The 21,045-nt window shown below is 73.6% G+C and carries 16 protein-coding genes; 11 read left to right on the top strand and 5 right to left on the bottom strand.

Going from position 1 to position 21,045, the window contains the following annotated elements:
• Nucleotides 1-32 precede the first annotated feature (32 nt).
• Both AC24FB_RS13220 and AC24FB_RS13225 read right to left on the bottom strand, forming a co-directional pair.
• Nucleotides 33-722, bottom strand: a complete 690-nt coding sequence (locus AC24FB_RS13220) for a response regulator (RefSeq protein ID WP_425715190.1) — start codon at nucleotides 720-722, stop codon at nucleotides 33-35.
• Nucleotides 715-2,373, bottom strand: coding sequence for a sensor histidine kinase (locus tag AC24FB_RS13225; protein WP_425715188.1), 1,659 nt, complete (start codon nucleotides 2,371-2,373; stop codon nucleotides 715-717). The genes AC24FB_RS13220 and AC24FB_RS13225 overlap by 8 nt, the downstream gene beginning before the upstream one ends.
• A gap of 134 nt (nucleotides 2,374-2,507) precedes the next feature.
• Here AC24FB_RS13225 and AC24FB_RS13230 point away from each other — a divergent pair, with 134 nt between their 5' ends.
• On the top strand, nucleotides 2,508-3,857 hold the full coding sequence (locus AC24FB_RS13230) for a GntP family permease (protein WP_425715186.1): 1,350 nt from the start codon (nucleotides 2,508-2,510) through the stop codon (nucleotides 3,855-3,857).
• 103 nt (nucleotides 3,858-3,960) lie between these two features.
• Here the strand turns inward: AC24FB_RS13230 and AC24FB_RS13235 are convergent, their stop codons facing one another.
• Nucleotides 3,961-4,404, bottom strand: coding sequence for an HIT family protein (locus AC24FB_RS13235; RefSeq protein ID WP_425715184.1), 444 nt, complete (start codon nucleotides 4,402-4,404; stop codon nucleotides 3,961-3,963).
• Between the two features lie 135 nt (nucleotides 4,405-4,539).
• Here AC24FB_RS13235 and AC24FB_RS13240 point away from each other — a divergent pair, with 135 nt between their 5' ends.
• On the top strand, nucleotides 4,540-5,046 hold the full coding sequence (locus AC24FB_RS13240; protein WP_425715182.1) for a MarR family winged helix-turn-helix transcriptional regulator: 507 nt from the start codon (nucleotides 4,540-4,542) through the stop codon (nucleotides 5,044-5,046).
• Between the two features lie 295 nt (nucleotides 5,047-5,341).
• Nucleotides 5,342-8,218, top strand: coding sequence for a leucine--tRNA ligase (gene leuS / locus AC24FB_RS13245; protein ID WP_425715181.1), 2,877 nt, complete (start codon nucleotides 5,342-5,344; stop codon nucleotides 8,216-8,218).
• A gap of 123 nt (nucleotides 8,219-8,341) precedes the next feature.
• On the opposite strand, the gene AC24FB_RS13250 is transcribed toward leuS, so the two are convergent.
• Nucleotides 8,342-10,189 carry a helicase HerA-like domain-containing protein gene (locus AC24FB_RS13250; RefSeq protein WP_425715179.1) on the bottom strand — a complete coding sequence of 616 codons (1,848 nt, stop codon included), beginning with the start codon at nucleotides 10,187-10,189 and terminating at the stop codon, nucleotides 8,342-8,344.
• A 123-nt stretch (nucleotides 10,190-10,312) separates the two neighbouring features.
• Here AC24FB_RS13250 and AC24FB_RS13255 point away from each other — a divergent pair, with 123 nt between their 5' ends.
• The 8 genes from AC24FB_RS13255 to AC24FB_RS13290 all read left to right on the top strand — a co-directional run bounded on the left by AC24FB_RS13255 (nucleotide 10,313) and on the right by AC24FB_RS13290 (nucleotide 20,624).
• A complete protein-coding gene (locus tag AC24FB_RS13255; protein WP_425715177.1) occupies nucleotides 10,313-11,371 on the top strand; it encodes a ComEA family DNA-binding protein in 1,059 nt (352 codons plus the stop codon).
• Nucleotides 11,352-13,961, top strand: a complete 2,610-nt coding sequence (locus AC24FB_RS13260) for a ComEC/Rec2 family competence protein (RefSeq protein ID WP_425715175.1) — start codon at nucleotides 11,352-11,354, stop codon at nucleotides 13,959-13,961. The genes AC24FB_RS13255 and AC24FB_RS13260 overlap by 20 nt, the downstream gene beginning before the upstream one ends.
• Nucleotides 13,962-14,225: 264 nt before the next feature.
• Nucleotides 14,226-14,828, top strand: a complete 603-nt coding sequence (locus AC24FB_RS13265; protein WP_425715173.1) for a septum formation family protein — start codon at nucleotides 14,226-14,228, stop codon at nucleotides 14,826-14,828.
• Between the two features lie 286 nt (nucleotides 14,829-15,114).
• Nucleotides 15,115-15,783, top strand: a complete 669-nt coding sequence (locus tag AC24FB_RS13270; RefSeq protein ID WP_425715171.1) for a septum formation family protein — start codon at nucleotides 15,115-15,117, stop codon at nucleotides 15,781-15,783.
• A gap of 339 nt (nucleotides 15,784-16,122) precedes the next feature.
• Complete coding sequence (locus AC24FB_RS13275; protein ID WP_425715169.1) at nucleotides 16,123-16,746, top strand: septum formation family protein; 624 nt, start codon at nucleotides 16,123-16,125, stop codon at nucleotides 16,744-16,746.
• A gap of 61 nt (nucleotides 16,747-16,807) precedes the next feature.
• Nucleotides 16,808-17,785, top strand: coding sequence for a DNA polymerase III subunit delta (gene holA / locus AC24FB_RS13280; protein ID WP_425715167.1), 978 nt, complete (start codon nucleotides 16,808-16,810; stop codon nucleotides 17,783-17,785).
• 164 nt (nucleotides 17,786-17,949) lie between these two features.
• On the top strand, nucleotides 17,950-19,335 hold the full coding sequence (locus tag AC24FB_RS13285) for an MFS transporter (RefSeq protein ID WP_425715165.1): 1,386 nt from the start codon (nucleotides 17,950-17,952) through the stop codon (nucleotides 19,333-19,335).
• A 131-nt stretch (nucleotides 19,336-19,466) separates the two neighbouring features.
• Entirely contained in the window at nucleotides 19,467-20,624 is a 1,158-nt protein-coding gene (locus tag AC24FB_RS13290) for a glycosyltransferase family 4 protein (RefSeq protein ID WP_425715163.1), read from the top strand.
• 157 nt (nucleotides 20,625-20,781) lie between these two features.
• On the opposite strand, the gene rpsT is transcribed toward AC24FB_RS13290, so the two are convergent.
• A complete protein-coding gene (rpsT, locus tag AC24FB_RS13295) occupies nucleotides 20,782-21,042 on the bottom strand; it encodes a 30S ribosomal protein S20 (protein ID WP_425715161.1) in 261 nt (86 codons plus the stop codon).
• Nucleotides 21,043-21,045 lie beyond the last annotated feature (3 nt).

Genomic DNA, 21,045 nt, shown 5'->3' on the forward strand with positions numbered 1-21,045 from the left:
GTGGCCCTGTGCGTGACCGCCGTCGCCCCGGGTCAGGGTTCGTCCCACGTGTAGGTCACCTCGGGGCGCCCGCTCCCGCCGAGCCGTTGCCCGCGCTGTGCCCGGCCGGAGTCGGCGAGGTACTGCAGGTAGCGGCGCGCGGTCACGCGTGAGACCCCGACCTCGTCGCCGACCTGGGAGGCGGACAGGCCGTCGCTACCGCCCGCGCGCAGGGCGGCGATCACCGTGTCGAGCACGCCGCCGACCAGTCCCTTGGGGGCGTTGTCGGTCGCGAGCACGGGGCGGCGCAGCTCGCGGAAGATCGCGTCGACGCCGGACTGGCTGGCGGCGTCCGAGGAGTCGAGGCCCTCCCGGTACCGGCGGTAGGACTCGAGGCGGTCGCGCAGGTCGGCGAACGTGAAGGGCTTGAGCAGGTACCCCACGCCGCCGAGCGAGACGGCGGCGCGCACGAGCTCGATCTCGCGGGCCGCGGTGATCGCCATGACGTCCGCCGGGTGGTTCGCCGTGCGGATGGCCCGGGCGATCTCGAGCCCGTGCCCGTCCGGCAGGTTGAGGTCGAGCAGCACGAGGTCCACCCGTGCGCTGCCCAGGAACCGCAGGGCGTCCTGCTTCGTGCGGGCCGTGCCCGCCACCCCGAAGCCGGGGATGCGCCCCACGTACGCGCTGTGGCCGGTCACCGCGACGTCCTCGTCGTCCACGATGAGGACCTGCAGGTCATCCACGGTCCGCCCCCGTCGTCGTGCTCGTCGTCGTGCCTCGGTCCGCGACCGGCGCCCCCGGCGACGGTGTCCTCGTCGTCCTGCCTCGTGCCCCCGCGGGCACCCCGAGAGGTGCTCCGCGAGGGGCGCCGAGCGGCACCCGTACCTCGAAGGTGGCTCCCGGCGGGTCGTCGACGGCGATCCGACCGCGCAGCGACTCGACCGTCTGCCGCACGAGCGCGAGTCCGATCCCACGGGCGGCGTGCGGGGCGTCCTTGGTGGTCCACCCCCGGTCGAAGGCGCGCTCCGCGGCCTCGGCCTCCAGGCCCGGGCCGGTGTCGCTCACGGTCAGCAGCACCTCCTCGGGTCCCACCTGCAGGTCGACCGTCACCCGGCGCTCGGCGGGGGCCGGCAGGTCGGCCACCGCGTCGATGGCGTTGTCGACGAGGTTGCCCAGCACGGTGACCGTCTGCCGCGGTGGCATCACGTCCGCCGGCAGGTGTGCGTCCGGGTCGAGCTCGAGGGTGACCCCGCGCTCGGACGCCTGCGCGACCTTGCCGAGCAGGAGCGCCGCGACCGCCGGTTCCTCGATCGCGGCGTTGATCCGGTCGCGCTGGTACTGGGTGGCCCGCAGCTCGTCGGTGGCGAGGTGGAGGGCCTCGTCGGTGCGGTCGAGCTCGATGAGCGTGATGACGGTGTGCAGCCGGTTCGACGCCTCGTGGGCCTGCGCCTGCAGCGCGTCGGCGAGGCTGTGCACGGTGCCGAGCTGGCCGGTCAGCTGCTCGAGCTCCGTGCGGTCCCGCAGCGTGGTCAGGGTCGCGATCCGTTCCCCGTCCCGGACCACCCCGGTGGACGAGACCAGGAGGATCCGGCCGCCGTGGACCTGCGCCTGGTCGTGCTGGTCCGAGCCGGCAAGCGTGTCCTGGAGGTCCGCGGGGATGTCCAGCTCGTCGACGAGCCGGCCCACCACGTCCTCGTCGAGCTCGAGCAGCCGACGGGCCTCGTCGTTGGCGACCTGCACCCGGCCGCGGGCGTCGGTGATGACCAGCCCCTCCCGGACCGCGTGCAGCACCGCCTCGTGGTGGTCGTGCAGCCGGCGCAGCTCGACGTGGTTGAGACCGAGGGTCTCCCGGCGCACGCGTCGCGCCACCACGACGGCGGCCCCCGCGGCGACCGCTCCGGCCGCGAGGCCGATGAGCAGCACCCGGGGCACGGCGTCTCGCAGGTTGTCCGCGACCCGGTCGCGGGTGATGCCGACCGCGACCAGGCCGACGACCTCGCCGTCCTGCAGGACCGGGACGACCGCCCGGGTCGAGGGGCCGAGCGTGCCCGTGTACTGCTCGAGCACGATGCCCCCGCGCTGGGCCTCGGCGATGGTGCCGATGAACTCCTCACCCACCCGGTCCGCGGTGGGGTGGGTGTAGCGGGTCCCGTCCGGCGCCATGATGACGACGAAGTCGGTGGCGGTGCGCTCGAGCTCGCGGGCGGCGAGACCCTCGAGCGCGGCCGCGGGATCGGGGGAGGACAGGCCCTCGAGGACGTCGTCGGTGGCGGCGATCGTCTCGGCCACCATCGTCACCTTGGTGGCCGCGGTCGCCTCCACCTCCCGACGCGCGGAGTCGTAGGCCGCCACCAGCGAGATCGCCATCATCAGCACCGCCACAGCGCTGAGCACGACGAGCACCTCGGTCGCGACGCTCCGCGAGCGCGCGTGCGTGGACTTAGTGAACACAAGCGTGCGCCCCCCTGGAGCCGGTCGGCAGCCTTGGCCGACGTCGCGCCGACGCGGCACCGAACAAGGAGGTCGGAATGATAGCCCTGCACACCGCGATCGCCATCGTGGCGATCATCGCGCTGATCATCAGGTTCAAGGTCGACCCCATCATCGCGCTGGTGCTCGGCAGCTTCTACCTCGGCCTGGCCACCGGGGTCGGGTTCGAGGGCACGGTGGGAGCGATCACCGGCGGCTTCGGCGAGATCATGGCCGACATCGGTCTGCTCATCGGGTTCGGCGTGCTCATGGGCTCGCTGCTCAACCGGATGGGGGCCTTCCGCGCCCTGGTGGATGCCCTGGTCCGCCTGGTGCCGCCGGGCGGCCTGCCCTACGCGCTCGGGGTGGCGCTGAGCACCGTGGCCCCGTCGATCTACGTCGACGTCCAGGTGGTCCTCGCCGCACCGGTGGCCCGCTCGTCCGCCCCGCACGTGGGCAGGCACGGGCTCGCGTGGCTCGCCGGCGCGCTCGGGACCGGCATCTTCTGCGGCTACGTGTTCGTCATCCCCGGCCTCGCCGCACTCTCGGTGGTCTCCCTGCTCGGCGTCGAGATGGGGACCTACCTCATCTACGGCATCATCATCGGCCCGGTCACGGCCGTGGCGACGATCTGGATCTTCCGGCGCATGCTCGGCCGCGGCTGGTGGAACGCCGCGACGGACGAGGAGGAGTCCGACGCGCTGCAGCAGCAGGAGGCCGCGGCCAGGACCACCGACGACGGCGACCGGCGCCCCCCGCTGTGGCTGGCCCTCATGCCCATCGTCGTGCCGCTGCTGATGATCGCCTTCGGGGCGTTCGCCGGCCTCGCCGGGTGGGAGAACTCGTTCGTCGCCTTCCTCGGCGACGCGACCGTCGCCCTGTTCGTCGGCCTGCTCGGCGCGTTCGTCATGAGCCGCGTCCTCGTCGGCGCCGAGAAGACCGACTCCGCCCTCGGCGACGGTCTGCGCACGAGCGGCGAGATCCTGCTCGTCACCGGCGTCGGCGGCTCGCTGGGCGCGGTCATCGACGCGAGCGGCCTGGCCGACGTGCTCGGCGGCCTGTTCTCCGTGGGCCAGGGCGTGACCGTCGTCGTCAGCATCCTGCTGGCCTGGGCGGTCGCGGCCCTCATGCACCTCGCCATCGGCTCGGTGTCCGTGGCGGCGATCGCGGCCGCCGGCGTCATCGCCCCGATCCTCGGCTCGCTCGACGTCGCCCCCGTCATCATCGCCCTGGCCATCGCCTCGGGCGCCCTGTTCGCACTGCAGGTCAACAGCAACTTCTTCTGGCTGTTCAAGTCCCTGCTCGGCCTGTCGACCAAGGGCACGCTGAAGACGATGACGACGGTGACGTCGATCGCCGCCGTCGTGTCCCTCGTGCTCGTGCTCGGGGCGTCGCTCCTGCCCGTATAGCCGGGTGGCGTGGCTCGCGGCGCTCGGGCGTCGGCCCGGCCCGGACAGTCGAATCGCCCGCCGCCCGCCACGCGGGCCGAGCCTCTGAGCCGCCCTGCCGAGCTCAGGCCCGGTCGCCCGGCTCCGCCGGTACGTTCGACGGGAACCCGGTCTCGCGGATCGCGGCGCGCAGGCGGGCGGCGGCGGCGTCCATCTCGTCGTCGGGCACGTCCGAGCGCGCGACCGCGGGGTTGATGACCGACTCGTCCCACGCCGGATACACGTGGACGTGGAGGTGGGGCACCTCGAAGCCGGCGACGGCGACGATCGCCCGGGGCGCACCCGTCGCGACACGCTGGGCGGCGCCGATCCGCCGCGCCACGACGGCGAGGTGGGCGACGAGCGCGTCCTCGGCGTCGAGCAGGTTGTCGATCTCGAGGCGGGGGACGACCAGCGTGTGGCCCTCCGTGTGCGGGCCGGTCGAGAGGAAGGCGACGCACAGGTCGTCGCTCCAGACGAAGCGTCCCGGGATCTCGCCGTCGATGATGCGGGAGAAGATGGTGGCCATGTCACCAGGCTAGGGGTCCGGCCCGGCAACAGCATGGTCGAGAGTGCTGGCAGGGCTGGTCGAGAGTGCGGCACGGACGGGCCCCGCGCCCCTCGACTATCGTGCGCATCTCGGGGAGATCGAAAGGACTATCGGGTGGATACGACGCGCGCAGGGGACGGGGACGAGGAGACCCCGGACCGGGGGATGCGCCTGACGAGCACCACCTGGGAGGCGCTCCTGCGGGCCGAGGTCTCGCTCATGCGCACGTACGAGGCGTCCGGCGACTTTCACCCGCTGTCGAAGACCGAGTACGACGTCCTGTTCATCCTCGCCTCCGCGCCGGACCACAGCCTGCGCATGCGCGACCTCAACGAGCAGGTCCTCATGGCCCAGCCGAGCCTGAGCCGGATGGCGGACCGCCTCGGCCGCAAGGGATTCCTGCGCCGGACGCCCGCGATCAACGACGCCCGGGGCACGAACCTCGTCCTCACCGAGGCGGGGCTGGCGATGCAGCGCGAGATCGGTCGGCGGCACGTGCGGACCATCCACTCGACGATGTCGGTCCTCGACGACGACGAGCTCCTCGAGCTGCGCCGCCTCCTGCGCAAGGTGCGGGTCGAGTCGCCCGTCGCGATGCCACGCACGCCCCGGTACCGGTGAGCGTTCCGTCGACAGGCGGCGCTGAGCCGCACTCTCGACGACGACGAACCGCAATCTCGATGAACAGGGCGGCTCCCAACCGCAGTCTCGACGACGACGAACCGCAATCTCGATGAGGGCGGCGCGAGGCCCGGTGGTAATCTGCCGGGCATGACTTTCGTGCTGCTCCTTACCGGGCCGCGCTGAGCAGTCCACCGCCCGGACGGGCCGGTGGCTCGGCGCGGCGGACCTCCCATGTCGGGAGGTTTTTTTCTGCCCGGAGGCGAGCGATCCACGAACGAGACGAGCTGAGGACATGACGACCGAGACCCCTGCCGCGCACCCGACCGACGACGCCACTCCGCCGCACCGCTACACGGCGGCGCTCGCCGGCGAGATCGAGCAGCGCTGGCAGGACCGCTGGGCCGCGGAGGGCACGTTCCACGCTCACAACCCGACCGGGCCGCTGGCCGGCCCGCGCGCCGAGCGCCCCCGGTTCTACCTCCTCGACATGTTCCCGTACCCCTCGGGCAAGGGCCTGCACGTCGGGCACCCGCTCGGTTACATCGCGACCGACGTCGTCGGGCGGTTCCGCCGCATGCGCGGGGACAACGTCCTGCACACCCTGGGCTACGACGCGTTCGGCCTGCCGGCCGAGCAGTTCGCCGTGCAGACCGGCCAGCACCCCCGCATCACCACCGAGGAGAACATCGCGACGATGCGCCGCCAGCTGCGGCGCCTCGGGCTCGGGCACGACGAGCGCCGCTCGATCTCCACCACGGACCCGGACTACGTCCGCTGGACCCAGTGGATCTTCACGCAGGTCTTCAACTCCTGGTACGACCCGACCCACGTCCGCCCCGACGGCGGCACCGGCTCGGCCCGCCCGATCGCCGACCTCGTCGCCCAGCTGGAGTCCGGGGAGCGACAGGTCCCTGGCGGCCGCGCCTGGGCGGAGCTCACCGAGCTCGAGCGCGCCGACGTCGTGGCCGGGTACCGACTGGCCTACGTCTCCGACCAGCCGGTCAACTGGTGCCCCGGCCTGGGCACGGTGCTGGCGAACGAGGAGGTCACCGCCGACGGCCGCTCCGAGCGCGGAAACTTCCCCGTCTTCACGCGCAACCTGCGCCAGTGGACGATGCGCATCACCGCCTACGGCGACCGCCTCATCGAGGGCCTGGACTCGATCGACTGGCCCGAGAAGGTCAAGACGATGCAGCGCAACTGGATCGGGCGCTCCGAGGGCGCGCGGGTCCGGTTCGAGGTCGCGGGCCACGGCCCGCTCGAGGTCTTCACCACGCGCCCCGACACGCTGTTCGGCGCCACCTTCATGGTGGTCTCGCCCGAGCACCCCGTGCTCGACGGCGACCTGCCGACCTCCTGGCCCGCCGACGTCCCCGAGGTCTGGACGGGTGGGGCCACGGACCCGACCACCGCCGTCGGGCAGTACCAGGCGCAGGCCGCCGCGCGGACGGACGAGGAGCGGACCGACGACGCACGGGCGAAGACCGGTGTCTTCACGGGCCTGTTCGCGACGAACCCGGTCGACGGCCGCGAGATCCCCGTCTTCACGGCCGACTACGTCCTCATGGGTTACGGCACGGGCGCGATCATGGCCGTCCCCGGCGGTGACCAGCGCGACTTCGAGTTCGCGACCGCGTACGAGCTGCCGGTCATCCACACCGTCGAGCCGCCCGCGGACCACGAGGGCGGCGCGTGGACCGGCGACGGTGCGGTGACGCGCTCGAGCAACGACGAGATCAGCCTCGACGGGATGACCGTCGAGGATGCGAAGGCCGCGATCACCACCTGGCTCGAGGCCAAGGGCCTGGGCGAGGCCACGGTGACCTACCGGCTCCGGGACTGGCTGTTCTCCCGCCAGCGGTACTGGGGCGAGCCCTTCCCGGTCGTCTACGACGAGGACGGCGTCGCGCACACGCTGCCCGAGGAGATGCTGCCCGTCGACCTGCCCGAGGTCGAGGACTACTCGCCGCGCACCTTCGCTCCCGACGACGCCGACTCGACCCCCGAGGCGCCGCTGGGCCGCGTGCCCGAGTGGGTCGACGTCGAGCTCGACCTCGGCGACGGCCGCGGCGTGCAGACCTACCGGCGGGACACGAACACGATGCCCCAGTGGGCGGGCTCGTGCTGGTACGAGCTGCGCTACCTCGACCCCACCAACGACGAGCGCTTCGTCGACCCGGCCATCGAGCAGTACTGGATGGGCCCCCGCACGGCCGGGGGAGTGGGCGGCACCGACCTGTACGTCGGCGGCGTCGAGCACGCGGTGCTCCACCTGCTCTACGCGCGGTTCTGGCACAAGGTCCTGTTCGACCTCGGCCACCTGTCGAGCTCGGAGCCGTTCCACGAGCTGTTCAACCAGGGGTACATCCAGGCGTACGCGTACGTCGACGAGCGCGGCCAGCACGTCCCGGCCGACGAGGTCGAGGGCGACGAGTCCGCCGGCTTCACGTGGCAGGGCGCGCCCGTCACGCAGGAGTACGGGAAGATGGGCAAGTCGCTGAAGAACATGGTGACGCCCGACGAGATGTACGCCGCGTACGGCGCCGACACCTTCCGGCTGTACGAGATGTCGATGGGGCCGCTCGCCGACTCGCGCCCATGGGACACGCGCGCGGTCGTCGGTTCGCTGCGCTTCCTCCAGCGCCTGTGGCGCAACGCGGTCGACGAGACCACCGGCGCGCTCACGGTCACGGACGAGGAGCCCGACGACGAGACCGCCCGCCTCGTGGCCCGCACCGTCGCCGACGTGACGGACGAGCTCGAGGGGATGCGCGTCAACACCGCGATCGCCCGGCTGATCGTGCTCAACAACCACCTCACCACGCTCGAGCGCGTGCCGCGTGCGGCGATCGAGCCGCTCGTGCTCATGCTCGCGCCGATGGCCCCGCACGTGGCCGAGGAGCTGTGGGAGCGCCTCGGGCACGCCGAGTCGCTGGCCTACGAGCCGTTCCCGGAGGCGGACCCCGACCTGCTGGTCGAGGACACGGTCACCGCGATCGTCCAGGTCAAGGGCAAGGTGCGGGCGAAGCTCGAGGTGTCGGCCTCGATCGGCGAGGACGAGCTGCGCGAGCTGGCGCTGGCCACGGGGCCCGTGGTCAAGCAGCTCGACGGCGCCGAGCCGCGTCGCGTCATCGTGCGCGCACCGAACCTCGTCAACGTCGTCCCGTAGCGGCGATCGTCGGCGTCACGCCCCGAACGGCGCGTCGCCGGCCCACGTCAGCACCCGAGGACGCGGGCCGGCGACAGGCGTGTCGTCGTCGTGCGTGCCGACGTCCAGACAGGGCCGGTGCGCTCAGCGCCTGCGGTTGCCGAAGATCGAGCGGACGATCGACGTGCCGGCGGTGCGGACCATCGAGGTGATGACGGAGTCGCGCTGCCGGGCGCGCCGCTCGGCCTCGCGCTCCTCCCGCTTCCGTGCGGCCTCGAGCTCCTTGTCCTGCCGCTTGCGCTCCGCCTCGAGCTCCTTCTCCATCTCCTTGAGGCGCTTCTCGTCGGCCTTCTTCCGCTCGGCCTCGAGCTTCGCCTGCTCCTCGGCGAGCCGGGCCGCCTCGGCCTCGGCGGCAGCGGTCTGCGCCGCGGCCTCGATCTGGGCGGCGAGCAGCTCGGTGGCCGACTCCGGGTCGATGCGCTCCCCGTACCGGGCCGCCAAGGGGGAGGCGGACAGAGCGGCTGCGGCTGCGTCGTCGTCGGCGGCTCCCATGACCGCGGCGGGGGCGAGGACCCGCGTGACCGCCACCGGTGTCGGGGCGCCGTCCTCGTCGAGCACGGTGACGACGGCCTCTCCGGTGCCGAGCGAGGTGAGGACCTCGGCGAGGTCGTAGGGCGAGGTCGGGAAGGTGGTCACGGCTTCCTTCAGCGTGCGTGCGTCCTTGGGGGTGTGGGCGCGCAGGGCGTGCTGGACGCGGCCGCCGAGCTGGGCGAGGACGGCCTCCGGCACGTCGGTCGGGGACTGGGTGACGAAGACGATCCCGATGCCCTTGGACCGGATGAGACGGACGGTCTGGACGACCTGGTTGAGGAACTCGTCCGAGGCGTCGGCGAAGAGCAGGTGCGCCTCGTCGAAGAAGAAGACGAGTCGCGGCTTCCCGGCGTCGCCCACCTCGGGCGAGGAGCCGAACAGGTCGGCGAGCAGCCACATGACGAAGGTGGACAGCAGGGCCGGGCGCTGCTGCAGGTCCGGGAGGCGGAGCACGGACAGCACGCCGCGGCCGTCGGCGGCGGTACGGAGCAGGTCCGCCGTGTCGAAGGCCGGCTGGCCGAAGAACTCGTCGGCCCCCTGGGTGGCGAGGGCCGACACCTCGCGCAGGATGACGCCGGCCGTGGCGGTGGAGATGCCCCCGATCTCCTTGAGCTCGGCCTTGCCGGTGTCGGACGTGAGGTGGTTGACGACCGAGCGGAGGTCGCCGAGGTCGACGAGCGCGAGCCCCTCGGTGTCCGCCCAGTGGAAGATCAGCTGGAGCGCGGACTCCTGCGTCTCGTTGAGTCCGAGGACCTTGGCGAGCAGGAGGGGGCCGAAGTCGGAGACCGTGGTGCGGACCGGCACGGCGCCCTCGGCCTCGCCCACCGTCAGCAGCTCGACGGGGAACCCCGCCCCTGTCCAGTCCTGACCGAGCGAGGTGGTGCGCTCGAGCAGCTTGTCGTTGGCGGTGCCCGGCTGGAGGAGGCCCGTGAGGTCGCCCTTGACGTCCGTGACGAGCGCCGGGACGCCCGCCTCCGAGAGCCCCTCGGCCATGAGCTGGAGCGTGCGGGTCTTGCCGGTGCCGGTGGCGCCCGCGACGAGCGCGTGCCGGTTGAGCGTGGCCAGCGGCAGCCCGACGCGCACCGCCGGGACCGGCTCGTCGTCCTCCAGCAGCACGCCGACGGGGAGCAGCGCGCCCTCCGCCGTGTAGCCGGCCTTGATCTCGGCCGCGTGTTCTGACAGGTCTGCTGGTGCGGGGGTCTCGGTCTCGTCCGGCGCCCCGCCCTGTCCCGCGGCCTCTGCCTCCGTGCCCGCCGCCGCACCCTCGGCAAGCAGCGCGGCCTCCAGCTGGGCCTGGGCGGCGGCCGCCTTGGCCTCCGCCGCCTCGGCCGCCGCCTTCGCGGCCTGCGCCTTGAGGCGTGCGATCTCGATCGAGGAGCTGTCGTCCGTCGTGTCCGTCACGGACGTCACCCTAGGGCCCCGACGACGTCCACCGGATCCCACAACGACAGTTGATGCGTCGGTGTCCACAGGTCCGGGCGATGACCCCGATCCGCGCGGCACCGCGTCTCTAGCGTCGTCGGCATGGATCACCGGCGGAGCGAGTCGACCCGGAGGCTGCGCGACCTCACGCGCGTCGCCTACACGGCCGCGGCAGGGCATCTCGAGGTGGACCCCGAGGAGGGCGAGGACCGGGCGGTGCGTGCCTGGCCGTCGAGACGGGCGGTCGTGGCGGTAATCGTCGTCCTCGCGCTCGTGGTCACCGCGCTCGGCGCGCGCTACCTGCTGTCGCGACCGGGAGCCGGGGAGGAGCTCGGTGCCTCCGGGGCCGACGCCGAACGAGCGGCCGTCGCCTCCGACGAGCTGCCCGGTTCATCGACCGACGGCGAGGATCCGGGCGCGCCCGGAGGCGGCGGGAGCGCCGAGGACGGCGGGACCGGGGCCGAGGAGTCGGGCAGCGGCGCTGCCGGCACGGACACGGCCGGGAACGGGACCGGCGGGCCGGACGGTACGGGCAACGCGGACGGCACGGGGCAGGCGGGCGCGGACGGCACGGGCAGCGCGGACGGCACGGGGGAGACCGGTGCGGGCGGCACGGGGCAGCCGGGTGCGAGCGGTGGCGCCGACGCGGGTGCCGACGTCGTCGTGCATGTCGCCGGTGCCGTCGTCCGGCCGGGCCTCGTCGCACTCCCGCCCGGGGCGCGGGTCGGCGACGCGGTCGACGCGTCGGGCGGCGCCCTCGCGGATGCCGACCTCACCCTGGTCAACCTTGCGCGACCGCTCGTCGACGGCGAGCAGGTCTACGTGCCGGTGGTCGGGGAGGAACCCCGCGAGCCGCCGGCCGCACCGCCGGACCAGCAGGCGGGGCCCGGCTCCGCCGGGGCTCCGGGTGGAACCGGGTCCGGAGCCGGGCCGGGAGCCGGGGCCGACCCCGGTGGGTCGGGCGGCTCCGGGGTCGTCGACCTCAATCTCGCCGGCGAGGCCGAGCTCGAGACCCTGCCGGGCATCGGACCGGCGCTCGCCGGCAGGATCACCGCGCACCGCGAGGAGATCGGCGGCTTCACGTCGGTCGACGAGCTCGACGACGTCTCCGGGATCGGGCCCGTCCTCATGGAACAGCTGCGTGACCTCGTCACCGTCTGACACCGGGACGACTGTCCGGCCGGAGACCCTGGCCGCCGACACCTCCGACGAGCCGGTCGCGCCCCGACCGCCCGACCCGCACGACGTCCGGCTCGTCCCGCTCGCGCTCGCCACCTGGGTGGCCATGGGTGTGGGACTCGGGCTGTCGACCCCGGTGGTGGCCGGCGGGTCGGTGCTGGCGGGCGCGGGTGCGGTCCTCGCCGCGGTCGTCGCTACCAGGAGGCGGTCGTCCACCCCGTCGGTGGTCCTGCGGCAGGCGGCGCTGGTGCTCGCGGGCGTCGCCATGGCCCTCGCCGTCGTCGGGCTCCACCACGCGGCGCGCGAGGGACAGCCGCTCGCCCAGCTCGCCGAGGAGGGCGCGTCCGTCGTCGTCGAGGCGGTCGTGCTCACCGACCCGGACGGCGCCGGCCGAGGTCAGGATCGGTTCACCGTCGATGTCCGGTCGGTCGGGCCGGCACGCGACCCGACGCGGTCGGGTGCCGACGGCACGGTACTGGTGCTCGCTCCACCGGGCGAGGACCGCCTGCGGGTAGGGGCGACGGTCGAGATCGTGGGGGACGCCCGCGCGACCGGCCGGGCAGAGGTGGACCTCGCGGTCGTGTTCGCCGACGAGCCGCCGCGGGAGACCGCCCCGCCGACCGGCCCGCTCGGCCTCGCCGACCACCTGCGTGAGGGGCTGCGGGCCGCCGTCGCACCGCTCTCCGGGCAGGCGCAGGGCCTCGTCCCGGGGATCGCCCTCGGCGACGACCGCGCGCTGCCCGCCACCCTCGAGGACGCTGCGCGCGTCACCGGGCTCACGCACCTGACGGCCGTGAGCGGGGCCCACGTCTCCCTCGTCCTCGCCGGAGTCCTCGGGGTCGTGGGCCGGGGGCGTCCGCGCCTGGCGGTGCTTCTCGGTTCCGCCGTCGTCGTCTCCCTCGTGGTCCTCGTGCGCCCGGAGCCGTCCGTGCTGCGTGCCGGCGCGACCGGCGGGGTCGTCCTGCTCGCGGGGCTGCTCGGCCGGCCGGCCCGCGCCCTGCCGGCGCTCGCCACCGCCGTCGTCGTGCTGGTGCTCGTCGATCCGCCGCTGGCGAGGTCGTACGGGCTCGTGCTGTCCGCCGGCGCGACCGCGGCCATCGTCGTCCTCGCCCGCCCCCTCGCCCGGCAGCTCTCGGCCGGCGTGCCGCGCTGGCTCGCACACGCGCTCGCGATCCCCGCGGCCGCCCAGCTCGTCTGCGCCCCGGTCCTCGTCCTGCTCGACCCCCGGCTCGCCCTCACCTCGGTGCCGGCCAACGTCCTCGCGGCACCCGCGGTGCCCGGCGCCACCGTGCTGGGGCTCGGCGCGGCACTCCTCTCACCCGTCTCGCCGGAGCTCGCCGAGCTGCTCGCCGTCGTCGCCTCCTGGCACACAGCGTGGATCGCGTGGGTCGCGGAGACGCTCGCCGGCGCTCCCGCCGCGACGATCGCGTGGCCCGGGGGAGCGGCTGGCGTCCTCCTGCTCGCCGGCGCCACGGTCGCGTGCTGTCTGGTCGTCGTCCGCACCGTGACGACCGGCGGACGCGTCCGGGCGCTGGTGGTCCTCGTCCTGGCACCGGGGATGCTGTCGCTCGTTCCGGTCGCCCCGGGGACCGGCGCGCCCGACGGCTGGGCCGTCCGCCAGTGCGACGTCGGGCAGGCGTCGGCGCTGCTCGTGCGCACGGGCGCCACCTCGGCGGTCCTCGTCGACGCGGGGGACGCCGACGGGGCCGCGGCCGCCTGCGTGCGCGATGCAGGGATCGCCACCCTCGACGCCGTGGTGCTCACCCACGACCACGCCGACCACACCGCCGGACTGCCCGCGGTCCTCGATGTCGCGGCGGTGACCGAGGTGCTCGTCCCCGCCGTCGACGGACCCAGCCTGCAGGTCGCGGCGCGCGAGGCGGTCGAGGCCGCCGCGAGCGAGGCGTCCGTGCGCGAGATCGCCGCCGGCGAGTCGCTCGACTGGCACGGGGTACGGGCGGACGTCCTCCATCCCCGGCCGGGCGTCCGAGCATCCGCCGACGACTCCTCGTCAGTCAACGAGTCCTCGATCGCGCTGCTCGTCGAGATCCCCACGGACGTCGCGACCGCCCGGGCAGCGCCTGCAGCCGGCCCGCCTGACGCCCACCCACCCGACGTCCGTCAGCTCGACGCCGACCTGGCCGGTGCCCACCAGCCCGGCGCCGAGACGTCCGGCGTCGGAACGCGCTTGCACGACTCGTCAGGCACGGGCGCCTCGGAAGCCGCTCCTTCCAGTGCCGCAGCCATCCGGCTGGTCGTCGCCGGAGACCTCGAGGAGGACGGGCAGGGCCGCCTCGCCCGCGCGCTGCGGGAGAGGGTGCCGGACGGGGTCGATGTCGTCGTCGTCCCGCACCACGGGTCGGGCAACCTCGACCCCGCCCTCGCGGAGGTGACGACGCCCCTGGTCGCGTTCGTCTCGTCCGGGCTGGACAACGACCACGGACACCCGGCGCCGCGTGCGGTCGACGTCTGGGCCGACTCCGGGGCGCGGGTGGCCCGTGCGGACGAGTGCGGCGACATGTGGCTCGTCCCTGGCGGCGACGGATCGCTCACACTCGTCGGGTGCGAGTGACGGCCGGTCGCGGCGCGGGCGGCGGCTCGCCTCGGTGCGGCCGGAGGCGCGACCGCGCTGGGACGACGGGCGGACGAAGGATCGACGACCGGCGGGTGCCGGGCGGACGCCCGCCCGCCCACATGCCCGCGAGCATGCCCGCAGGGAAGTGGTACCCACACGTTCCGGTGTCCGCCGCGCGTGCCCGCCCATAGGCTGGGAGGGACCATGGGCGTCCGCGCACCGCGCGGATCGTCGGCCGACCCCGGGTACCGAGGAGCTGCGATGACGCGCATCCAGACCCTCGCCGCCACGCTCGTGACTCTCGCCGTCCTGTCGCTCGTCGTCACGGGCTGGCGCACCGGGGCACTCGGTCCCGCCGGAGGGGTCAACCTTCCCGATCTCGGTGCGTACGGTCACGGCCCGACGACGCCGAACAGCCCCGGCGCTCCGTCCGACCCGGACGCTCCTGGCACGGGCCTGCCCGACGACTCGAGGACGCCGGGCGACGCGCCGGACCCAGGTGAGTTCGATCACGGCGAGGGGGCGCCGGGGATCTTCACCGCCGCCCCGGGCGACTGCCTCGTCAGCAGCGAGAACACCCGGGTGGTGCCCTGCGACCACGAGCACTCCGCCGAGGTCTACTACACGTTCACCCTCGACGGTGACGAGTACCCGGGAGACGACCACATCGACACCGAGCGGTGCCTCGAGATGTTCGGCGCCTACGTCGGCACGACGCCCGAGTCCTCCGGCTACGGCCTGACCTCGCTCGTTCCGAGCCGCCAGTCCTGGGAGGACGCAGGGGACCGCGAGGTCATCTGCATCCTGACGACGCGCGAGCCGGTGACCGGGTCGGCGTACCAGTCGGCCGAGCTCGTCGTCTGAGTTCGTCGTCCGAGCGCGGCGTGCCGGCAGCCCCGGACGTTCGGGCGGCCGACGGGCGCACGGACATGAATCGACCGGCACCGACCCGCACGGGCCTGCTCGGGTCGAGGCGGACGCCGCCACTGCCCGCCGCGGTCGACCGACCGATCCGGGGGGACATGTTCCCGGGGGAGGACTTCCCATCGGTCGTGACGCGGCGTTCGCAGCTCCTGGGTCTAACGTCTTCCCTCAGCACCGCCCCCCGGTGCGGTGAGCAACGTGTTCACCAGACCACATGGAGGAAGACATGCAGCGCACGACCACGACGGCCCGACGCAAGCTCGCTCTTGTCGCGACCCTGCCGTTCCTCGCGCTCGGCCTTGCAGCCTGCGGCGACGACGACCCGATCGCCCCCGAGACCGAGTCCGCCCCCGAGACCCCCGATGGTGGCGACACCGATGGTGGCGACACCGACGGTGGCGACACGGACGGCGGCGACACGGACGGCGGCGACACCGAGTCCGACGGCGGCGACACCGACGAGGAGTCCGCGGGGGGCGACACCGGCGCGGAGGGCGACGGTGGTGACACCGGCGCGACCGGCGACCTCAGCGAGTTCGACAACGGCGAGGGCGCCCCCGGCGTGTTCACCGCCAACCCGGGCGAGTGCATCGACAGCGTGGCGCCCGACTCGATCATCAGCTGCGACGAGGAGCACGACCTCGAGGTCTTCTACACCGACAACATCGACGGTGACGAGTACCCGGGCGAGGACGTCGTCTCGGAGGAGGGCCAGGCCCTGTGCGAGGAGAACTTCGAGGCCTACGTCGGCACCGACTACGCCAGCTCCGAGTACCTCCTCAACGGGCAGTTCCCGTCCGAGGCCACCTGGACGCAGGCCGGCGACACCGAGGTGATCTGCCTCCTCGAGTCCCCCGAGCCCACCACCGGCTCGGCCTACCAGAGCGGCAACTGAGCCAGGACGTCGGGGCGCTCCTGACGCAGGACGTCAGGGCGCTCCACCGTCCTGACGTGCAGGACCGACCACTGTCCTGACATCGAGACCCTCCGGGGGCCGGCGCCACGCGCCGGCCCCCGGTTGCGTGTCCAGGTGCCGTTGCCCGGTCGTGTGTCTGGGTGGTGCCATCCACCTGCGCCGTCCGGCGGAACGCGTGCTGCCCACGACCCTGCCCTGGCCCATCGATGTCCGTCGTTGCACGGCGCCGACCAAACGGTGTCCTGACCGGTCCGGGCCCACGGTGCGTACCCTGTCCGGGCCCGCGCCGGGCGCACCGGCCGACGAAAGGACCCCCGGATGCCTGCACGACCCACGAACGACCTGCGTCGAGCCGCACGGTGCCTGACCGCCGTCGGCGTCGTCGGTCTTCTCGTCGCGTCGTGCGGACGCGGCCAGGACGCCGACGAGCAGGAGGCGGCCGACGTCTCGGAGCAGGTGACGATCGCCCCGGTCGAGTCGGAGTCCGGGTCGACCGAGGCGCCCACCGCGGACGACGGTGCGGGCGAGGACGAGACCGGGCTGCCGACGCGCGTCCCCGAGCTCGAGCTGACCGACTTCGACGCGGGTCAGCCGGCCGCCGGGTCCGACGGCGTCTTCACGGCGAACCCGGGCCAGTGCCTCGCCGAGCCCGAGCCCGGCGGCGTCATCTCGTGCGAGGGTGCCCACCGGGCCGAGGTCTTCTACACCTTCAACCTCCCCGCGGGCGACTACCCCGGGGACGACGCCGTCTCGGACGAGGCCACCGGTCAGTGCGACTCCCAGGTCGGTGCCTATCTCGGCGGCGACGACGCAGGCACCTACTCGGTCTCCGCGCTCACCCCCTCGCGGCAGACCTGGGAGGACGACGGCGATACCGAGGTGCTGTGCCTGCTCGTCACCGAGAACCCGGGCGAGGAGTCGGCCTTCCAGTCCGAGCGCTGATCCCCGCCGCACCTGTGGACCGCGACGGCGTGACGTCGGCGGCCCGTGGCAGTGTGGACCCGTGCCACCCCGCCGAGCCTCGACCCTGACCTGGGAGACGGTCCAGCCGGCCCCGATCGTGCTCGTCCGCGGGCCCGAGGCCGTCCTCGGCGAGCGCGCCGAGCGCTCCGTGGTGGAGCAGGTGCGCGCGAGCGATCCCGACGTCGAGATCACGCGCATCGATGCCGCAGGGTACGAGAAGGGGCGACTCGCGCTGCTGACGAGCGCCTCGCTGTTCGGCGAGCCACGTCTCGTCCACGTCGAGCACCTCGAGGCGATGACCGACGCGCTGCTCGAGGACGTGCTCGCCTACCTGGGAGACCCGGCGCCGGACGTCGTCCTGCTCATGCGTCATCAGAGCGGCACGCGCGGCAAGAAGCTTCTGGACGCGGTCGAGAAGGCCGGGTTCCCCGTCGTCCGCTGCGAGGCGCTGAAGAAGGACTCGGACAAGGCGGATCTCGTCCGGGCCGACGTGCGCCGGGCGCGTGGCCGGATCGAGCCCGCCGCCGTCAAGGACCTCGTCGACGCCCTCGGCTCCGACGTCGCGGAGCTCGCCTCCTCGGTCGCCCAGCTCCTCGCAGACTCGGGCGGGGACATCACCGCCGAGCAGGTCCGGCGCTTCCACTCGGGACGGGTCGAGGCGACGGGCTTCGAGGTGGCCGACGCGGCGGTGGCCGGACGCCTCGGGCGCGCGATCGCCCTCCTTCGGCACGCCGTCGCGACCGGGACCGGTCCCGTGCCCGTCGTCGCGGCGCTGGCATCGAAGCTACGGACCATGGCGATCGTGTCGGCCTCCCGTGGGGGCGGCGCACCCAAGGGCCTCGCGCCGTGGCAGGCCGACCGGGCGCGCCGGGACCTTGCCGGGTGGACCCCGCACGGTCTCGCCGCCGCCATCAGCGCGGTCGCCGCGGCCGACGCCGAGGTCAAGGGACTGTCCCGGGACCCCGTGTTCGCCACCGAGCGGGCCGTGCGCCGCATCGCGGAGGCCCGCAGCCGCTGACGGCGCTCGGCGAGTGGCCGCGCGCGGCGCGCTCGCGTGGGGAGGTCCGTTCCGCCCGCGGTGCCCTCCCGTGGGACGGCACCGAGCACGTGTCGGCTCCGTGACTCGCGCGGAGTAGGTTGTCCGGGTTCCGGAGGTCCGGGACCCGACGGAAGGGACAGTCGATGGCCGACCACCCGGGCGCGACGAGCGCGCCCGACACCTCTGACGAGCCCTCGCGCTCGGAGCGGCTCGACCGCCTGCCGTTCACGCGTCGCCACCTGCGGCTGCTCACGGGCTCCGGCATCGGCTGGGCGCTGGATGCGATGGACGTCGGCATGATCTCGTTCGTCATCGCCGCGCTCGCCCGCGAGTGGCAGCTGAGCGACCCCGAGATCAGCCTCGCGCTGTCGATGGGCTTCGCCGGGATGGCGATCGGCGCCTCGTTCGGCGGCCTGCTGGCGGACAAGATGGGCCGGCGGACGGTCTTCGCGCTCACGCTGCTCGTGTACGGCCTCGCGACCGGAGCCTCGGCGTTGACGACGTCGCTCGCGCTGTTCGTCGTCCTGAGGTTCGTCGTCGGGCTCGGACTGGGCTCGGAGCTGCCCGTCGCGTCGACCCTGGTCTCGGAGTTCTCGCCGGCCCGGATCCGCGGTCGCGTCATCGTCGTCCTCGAAGCCTTCTGGGCGGTCGGCTGGCTGCTCGCCGCGCTCATCGGCTACTTCGTCGTCGCGGAGTACGACGACGGATGGCGGTGGGCCATGGCGATCGGCGCCGTGCCCGCGATCTATGCCCTCTATGTCCGGGCACGGATCCCGGAGTCGGTGCGGTTCCTCGAGTCGCGCGGCCGGCACGACGACGCCGAGGCGGCGGTCCGCCAGTTCGAGGAGTCGCCCCCACTGGGCCGGGGGACCGGCACCGCGCGGTCGTCGGCGGCGATCCTCGAGCCCGAGCCGACCCCGGAGGACGAGCACCTGCGCCCCGGCGTGGCCTCCCTGTTCGCCGGCCGGCTGCGCCGGCGCACGATCGGGCTCTGGATGGCGTGGTTCTTCCTCAACTTCGCCTACTACGGCTCCTTCACCTGGCTCCCGACGATCCTCAGCGCCGACGGCGGGTCGCTGACGAAGTCCTTCGGGTACGTCGTCGTCATCACCCTCGCCCAGCTGCCGGGCTACGCGGTGGCGGCGATCCTCATCGAGACCTGGGGACGGCGCGCCACCCTCGCCTCGTTCCTCGTCGGCTCCGGCCTGGCGGCCGGGCTGTTCTCGCTGGCCGAGGATCCGTGGCAGATCGTCGGGGCCGGGTGCCTGCTCTCGTTCTTCTGCCTCGGCGCGTGGGGCGCGCTCTACGCCGTCACGCCCGAGATGTACCCGACGGTCGTGCGTGGCTCCGGCGCCGGCTGGGCCGCCGGGTTCGGGCGGATCGCCTCGATCGTCGCACCGTTCGCGGTCCCGTTCTTCCTGCGCGCCGGCGGACCCGCGCTCGCGTTCACGGTGTTCGCCGCCGCGTTCGCCCTCGCCGCCGTCGGGGCGCTGCTCCTCACCGAGAAGCGGGGGCAGGCGCTCGAGTGACGGACGAGGACAGGATTCGAGCAGCCCCCGGGCAGGCCTCCCCGGGTAAGGACTCGCCCGTTCACCCGCCGGACACCAGAATCGGGAGTGTGCGAAGCCGAGCGGTAACCAGGGGGCGTCACCATGGCCCGATGCGCGTCGCGATCGTCACCGAGTCGTTCATTCCCTCCACCAACGGCGTGACGAACTCGGTCCTGCGGGTCCTCGACCATCTCCGGCTGCGCGGGCACGAGGCGATCGTCGTCTGCCCCGGCCCGGCGCCCCGCCAGTACAACGGCTTCCCGGTCGTCACCGTCCCGTCGTTCAAGTACGGGGGGCTCCAGGTGGGTCTCGTGTCGTCGTCGATCTCGCGGATCCTCGACGCCTTCGACCCGGACGTCCTCCACGCCTCGGCACCGTTCGGTCTCGGCGCGCAGGCGGTGGCGGAGGCGCGGTGGCGCGGCATCCCCACCGTCGCCGTCTTCCAGACCGACGTGGCCGGCTTCGCACGGAAGCACGGACTGGCCGCGACCTCGCCGGCGATCTGGCGCTGGCTGCGCACGGTCCACAACCTCGCCGATCTCACGCTCGCCCCGTCGCAGCCGTCGATCGCGGAGCTCGAGCAGAACGGGATCGAGCGGATCCGGCAGTGGGCCCGCGGCGTCGACGCCGTGCTCTACCACCCGCGCCGCCGCACGACCCCGCAGGTCGCCGCCCTGCGCACGCGCCTGCTCGCGGGTGCCGACGAGGACGCGGTCGTCGTCGGCTACGTCGGGCGTCTCGCCCCGGAGAAGCGGGTCGAGCGGCTTGCCGCCCTGGGCGGTCGTCGGGACGTCCGTGTCCTCGTCGTCGGGGACGGCCCCTCGCGCCCGTCCCTCGAACGGTCCCTCGGCTCGTCGGCGCACTTCACGGGCAAGCTCTCGGGCGATGCCCTGGGTGACGCCTACGCGGCGCTCGACGTGTTCGTCCACACCGGCATCCACGAGACGTTCGGGCAGACGCTGCAGGAGGCCATGGCCAGCGGCGTGCCGGTCGTGGCGCCGGCCTCCGGCGGACCGCTCGACATCGTCGCGGTGGGGGAGACCGGCTTCCTCTACGGGGCGGAGGACGACGCCGAGATGGTGGCCCACATCGCCCGGCTCGCCGGTGATCCGGGTCTGCGCGCACGGATGGGCGAGGCCGGGCGCCGTCGGGTGCTGCCTCGCTCGTGGGAGGCGCTCGGCGACCAGCTCCTCGACCACTACGCCGACGCCATCGACGGCGTCATGGCAGCCCCACGGGCCTCGCGCCTGGCCGGTCTGTTCCGCTAGCAGTCACGAGGGCCGGCAGAGGGGGCCGCTGTCTCGCCGCGCCGCCGCCCTCGCGCCTGGCCGGTCTGTTCCGCTAACGCACCTCCCCAGAGACGCCGAAGGGGCCCCCGGAGGGGCCCCTGTCGATCGTCGGTCCCGCGCTGCGGCGGGGGGGCGATCAGAGTGCGGCGACCTGCTTCGAGAGCTTCGACTTGCGGTTGGCGGCCTGGTTGGCGTGGATGACGCCCTTGGAGACGGCCTTGTCGAGCTTGCGGGAGGCGGTCGCCAGCGAGGCGCCGGCCTTCTCCTTGTCGCCGGAGGCGATGGCCTCGCGGACGCGACGCACGTGCGTGCGCAGCTCGGTGCGGACGGTCTTGTTGCGCACGCGCGCCTTCTCGTTGGTGAGGTTGCGCTTCTTCTGCGACTTGATGTTCGCCACGTG

The organism is Georgenia sp. Z1344 (assembly GCF_057652375.1).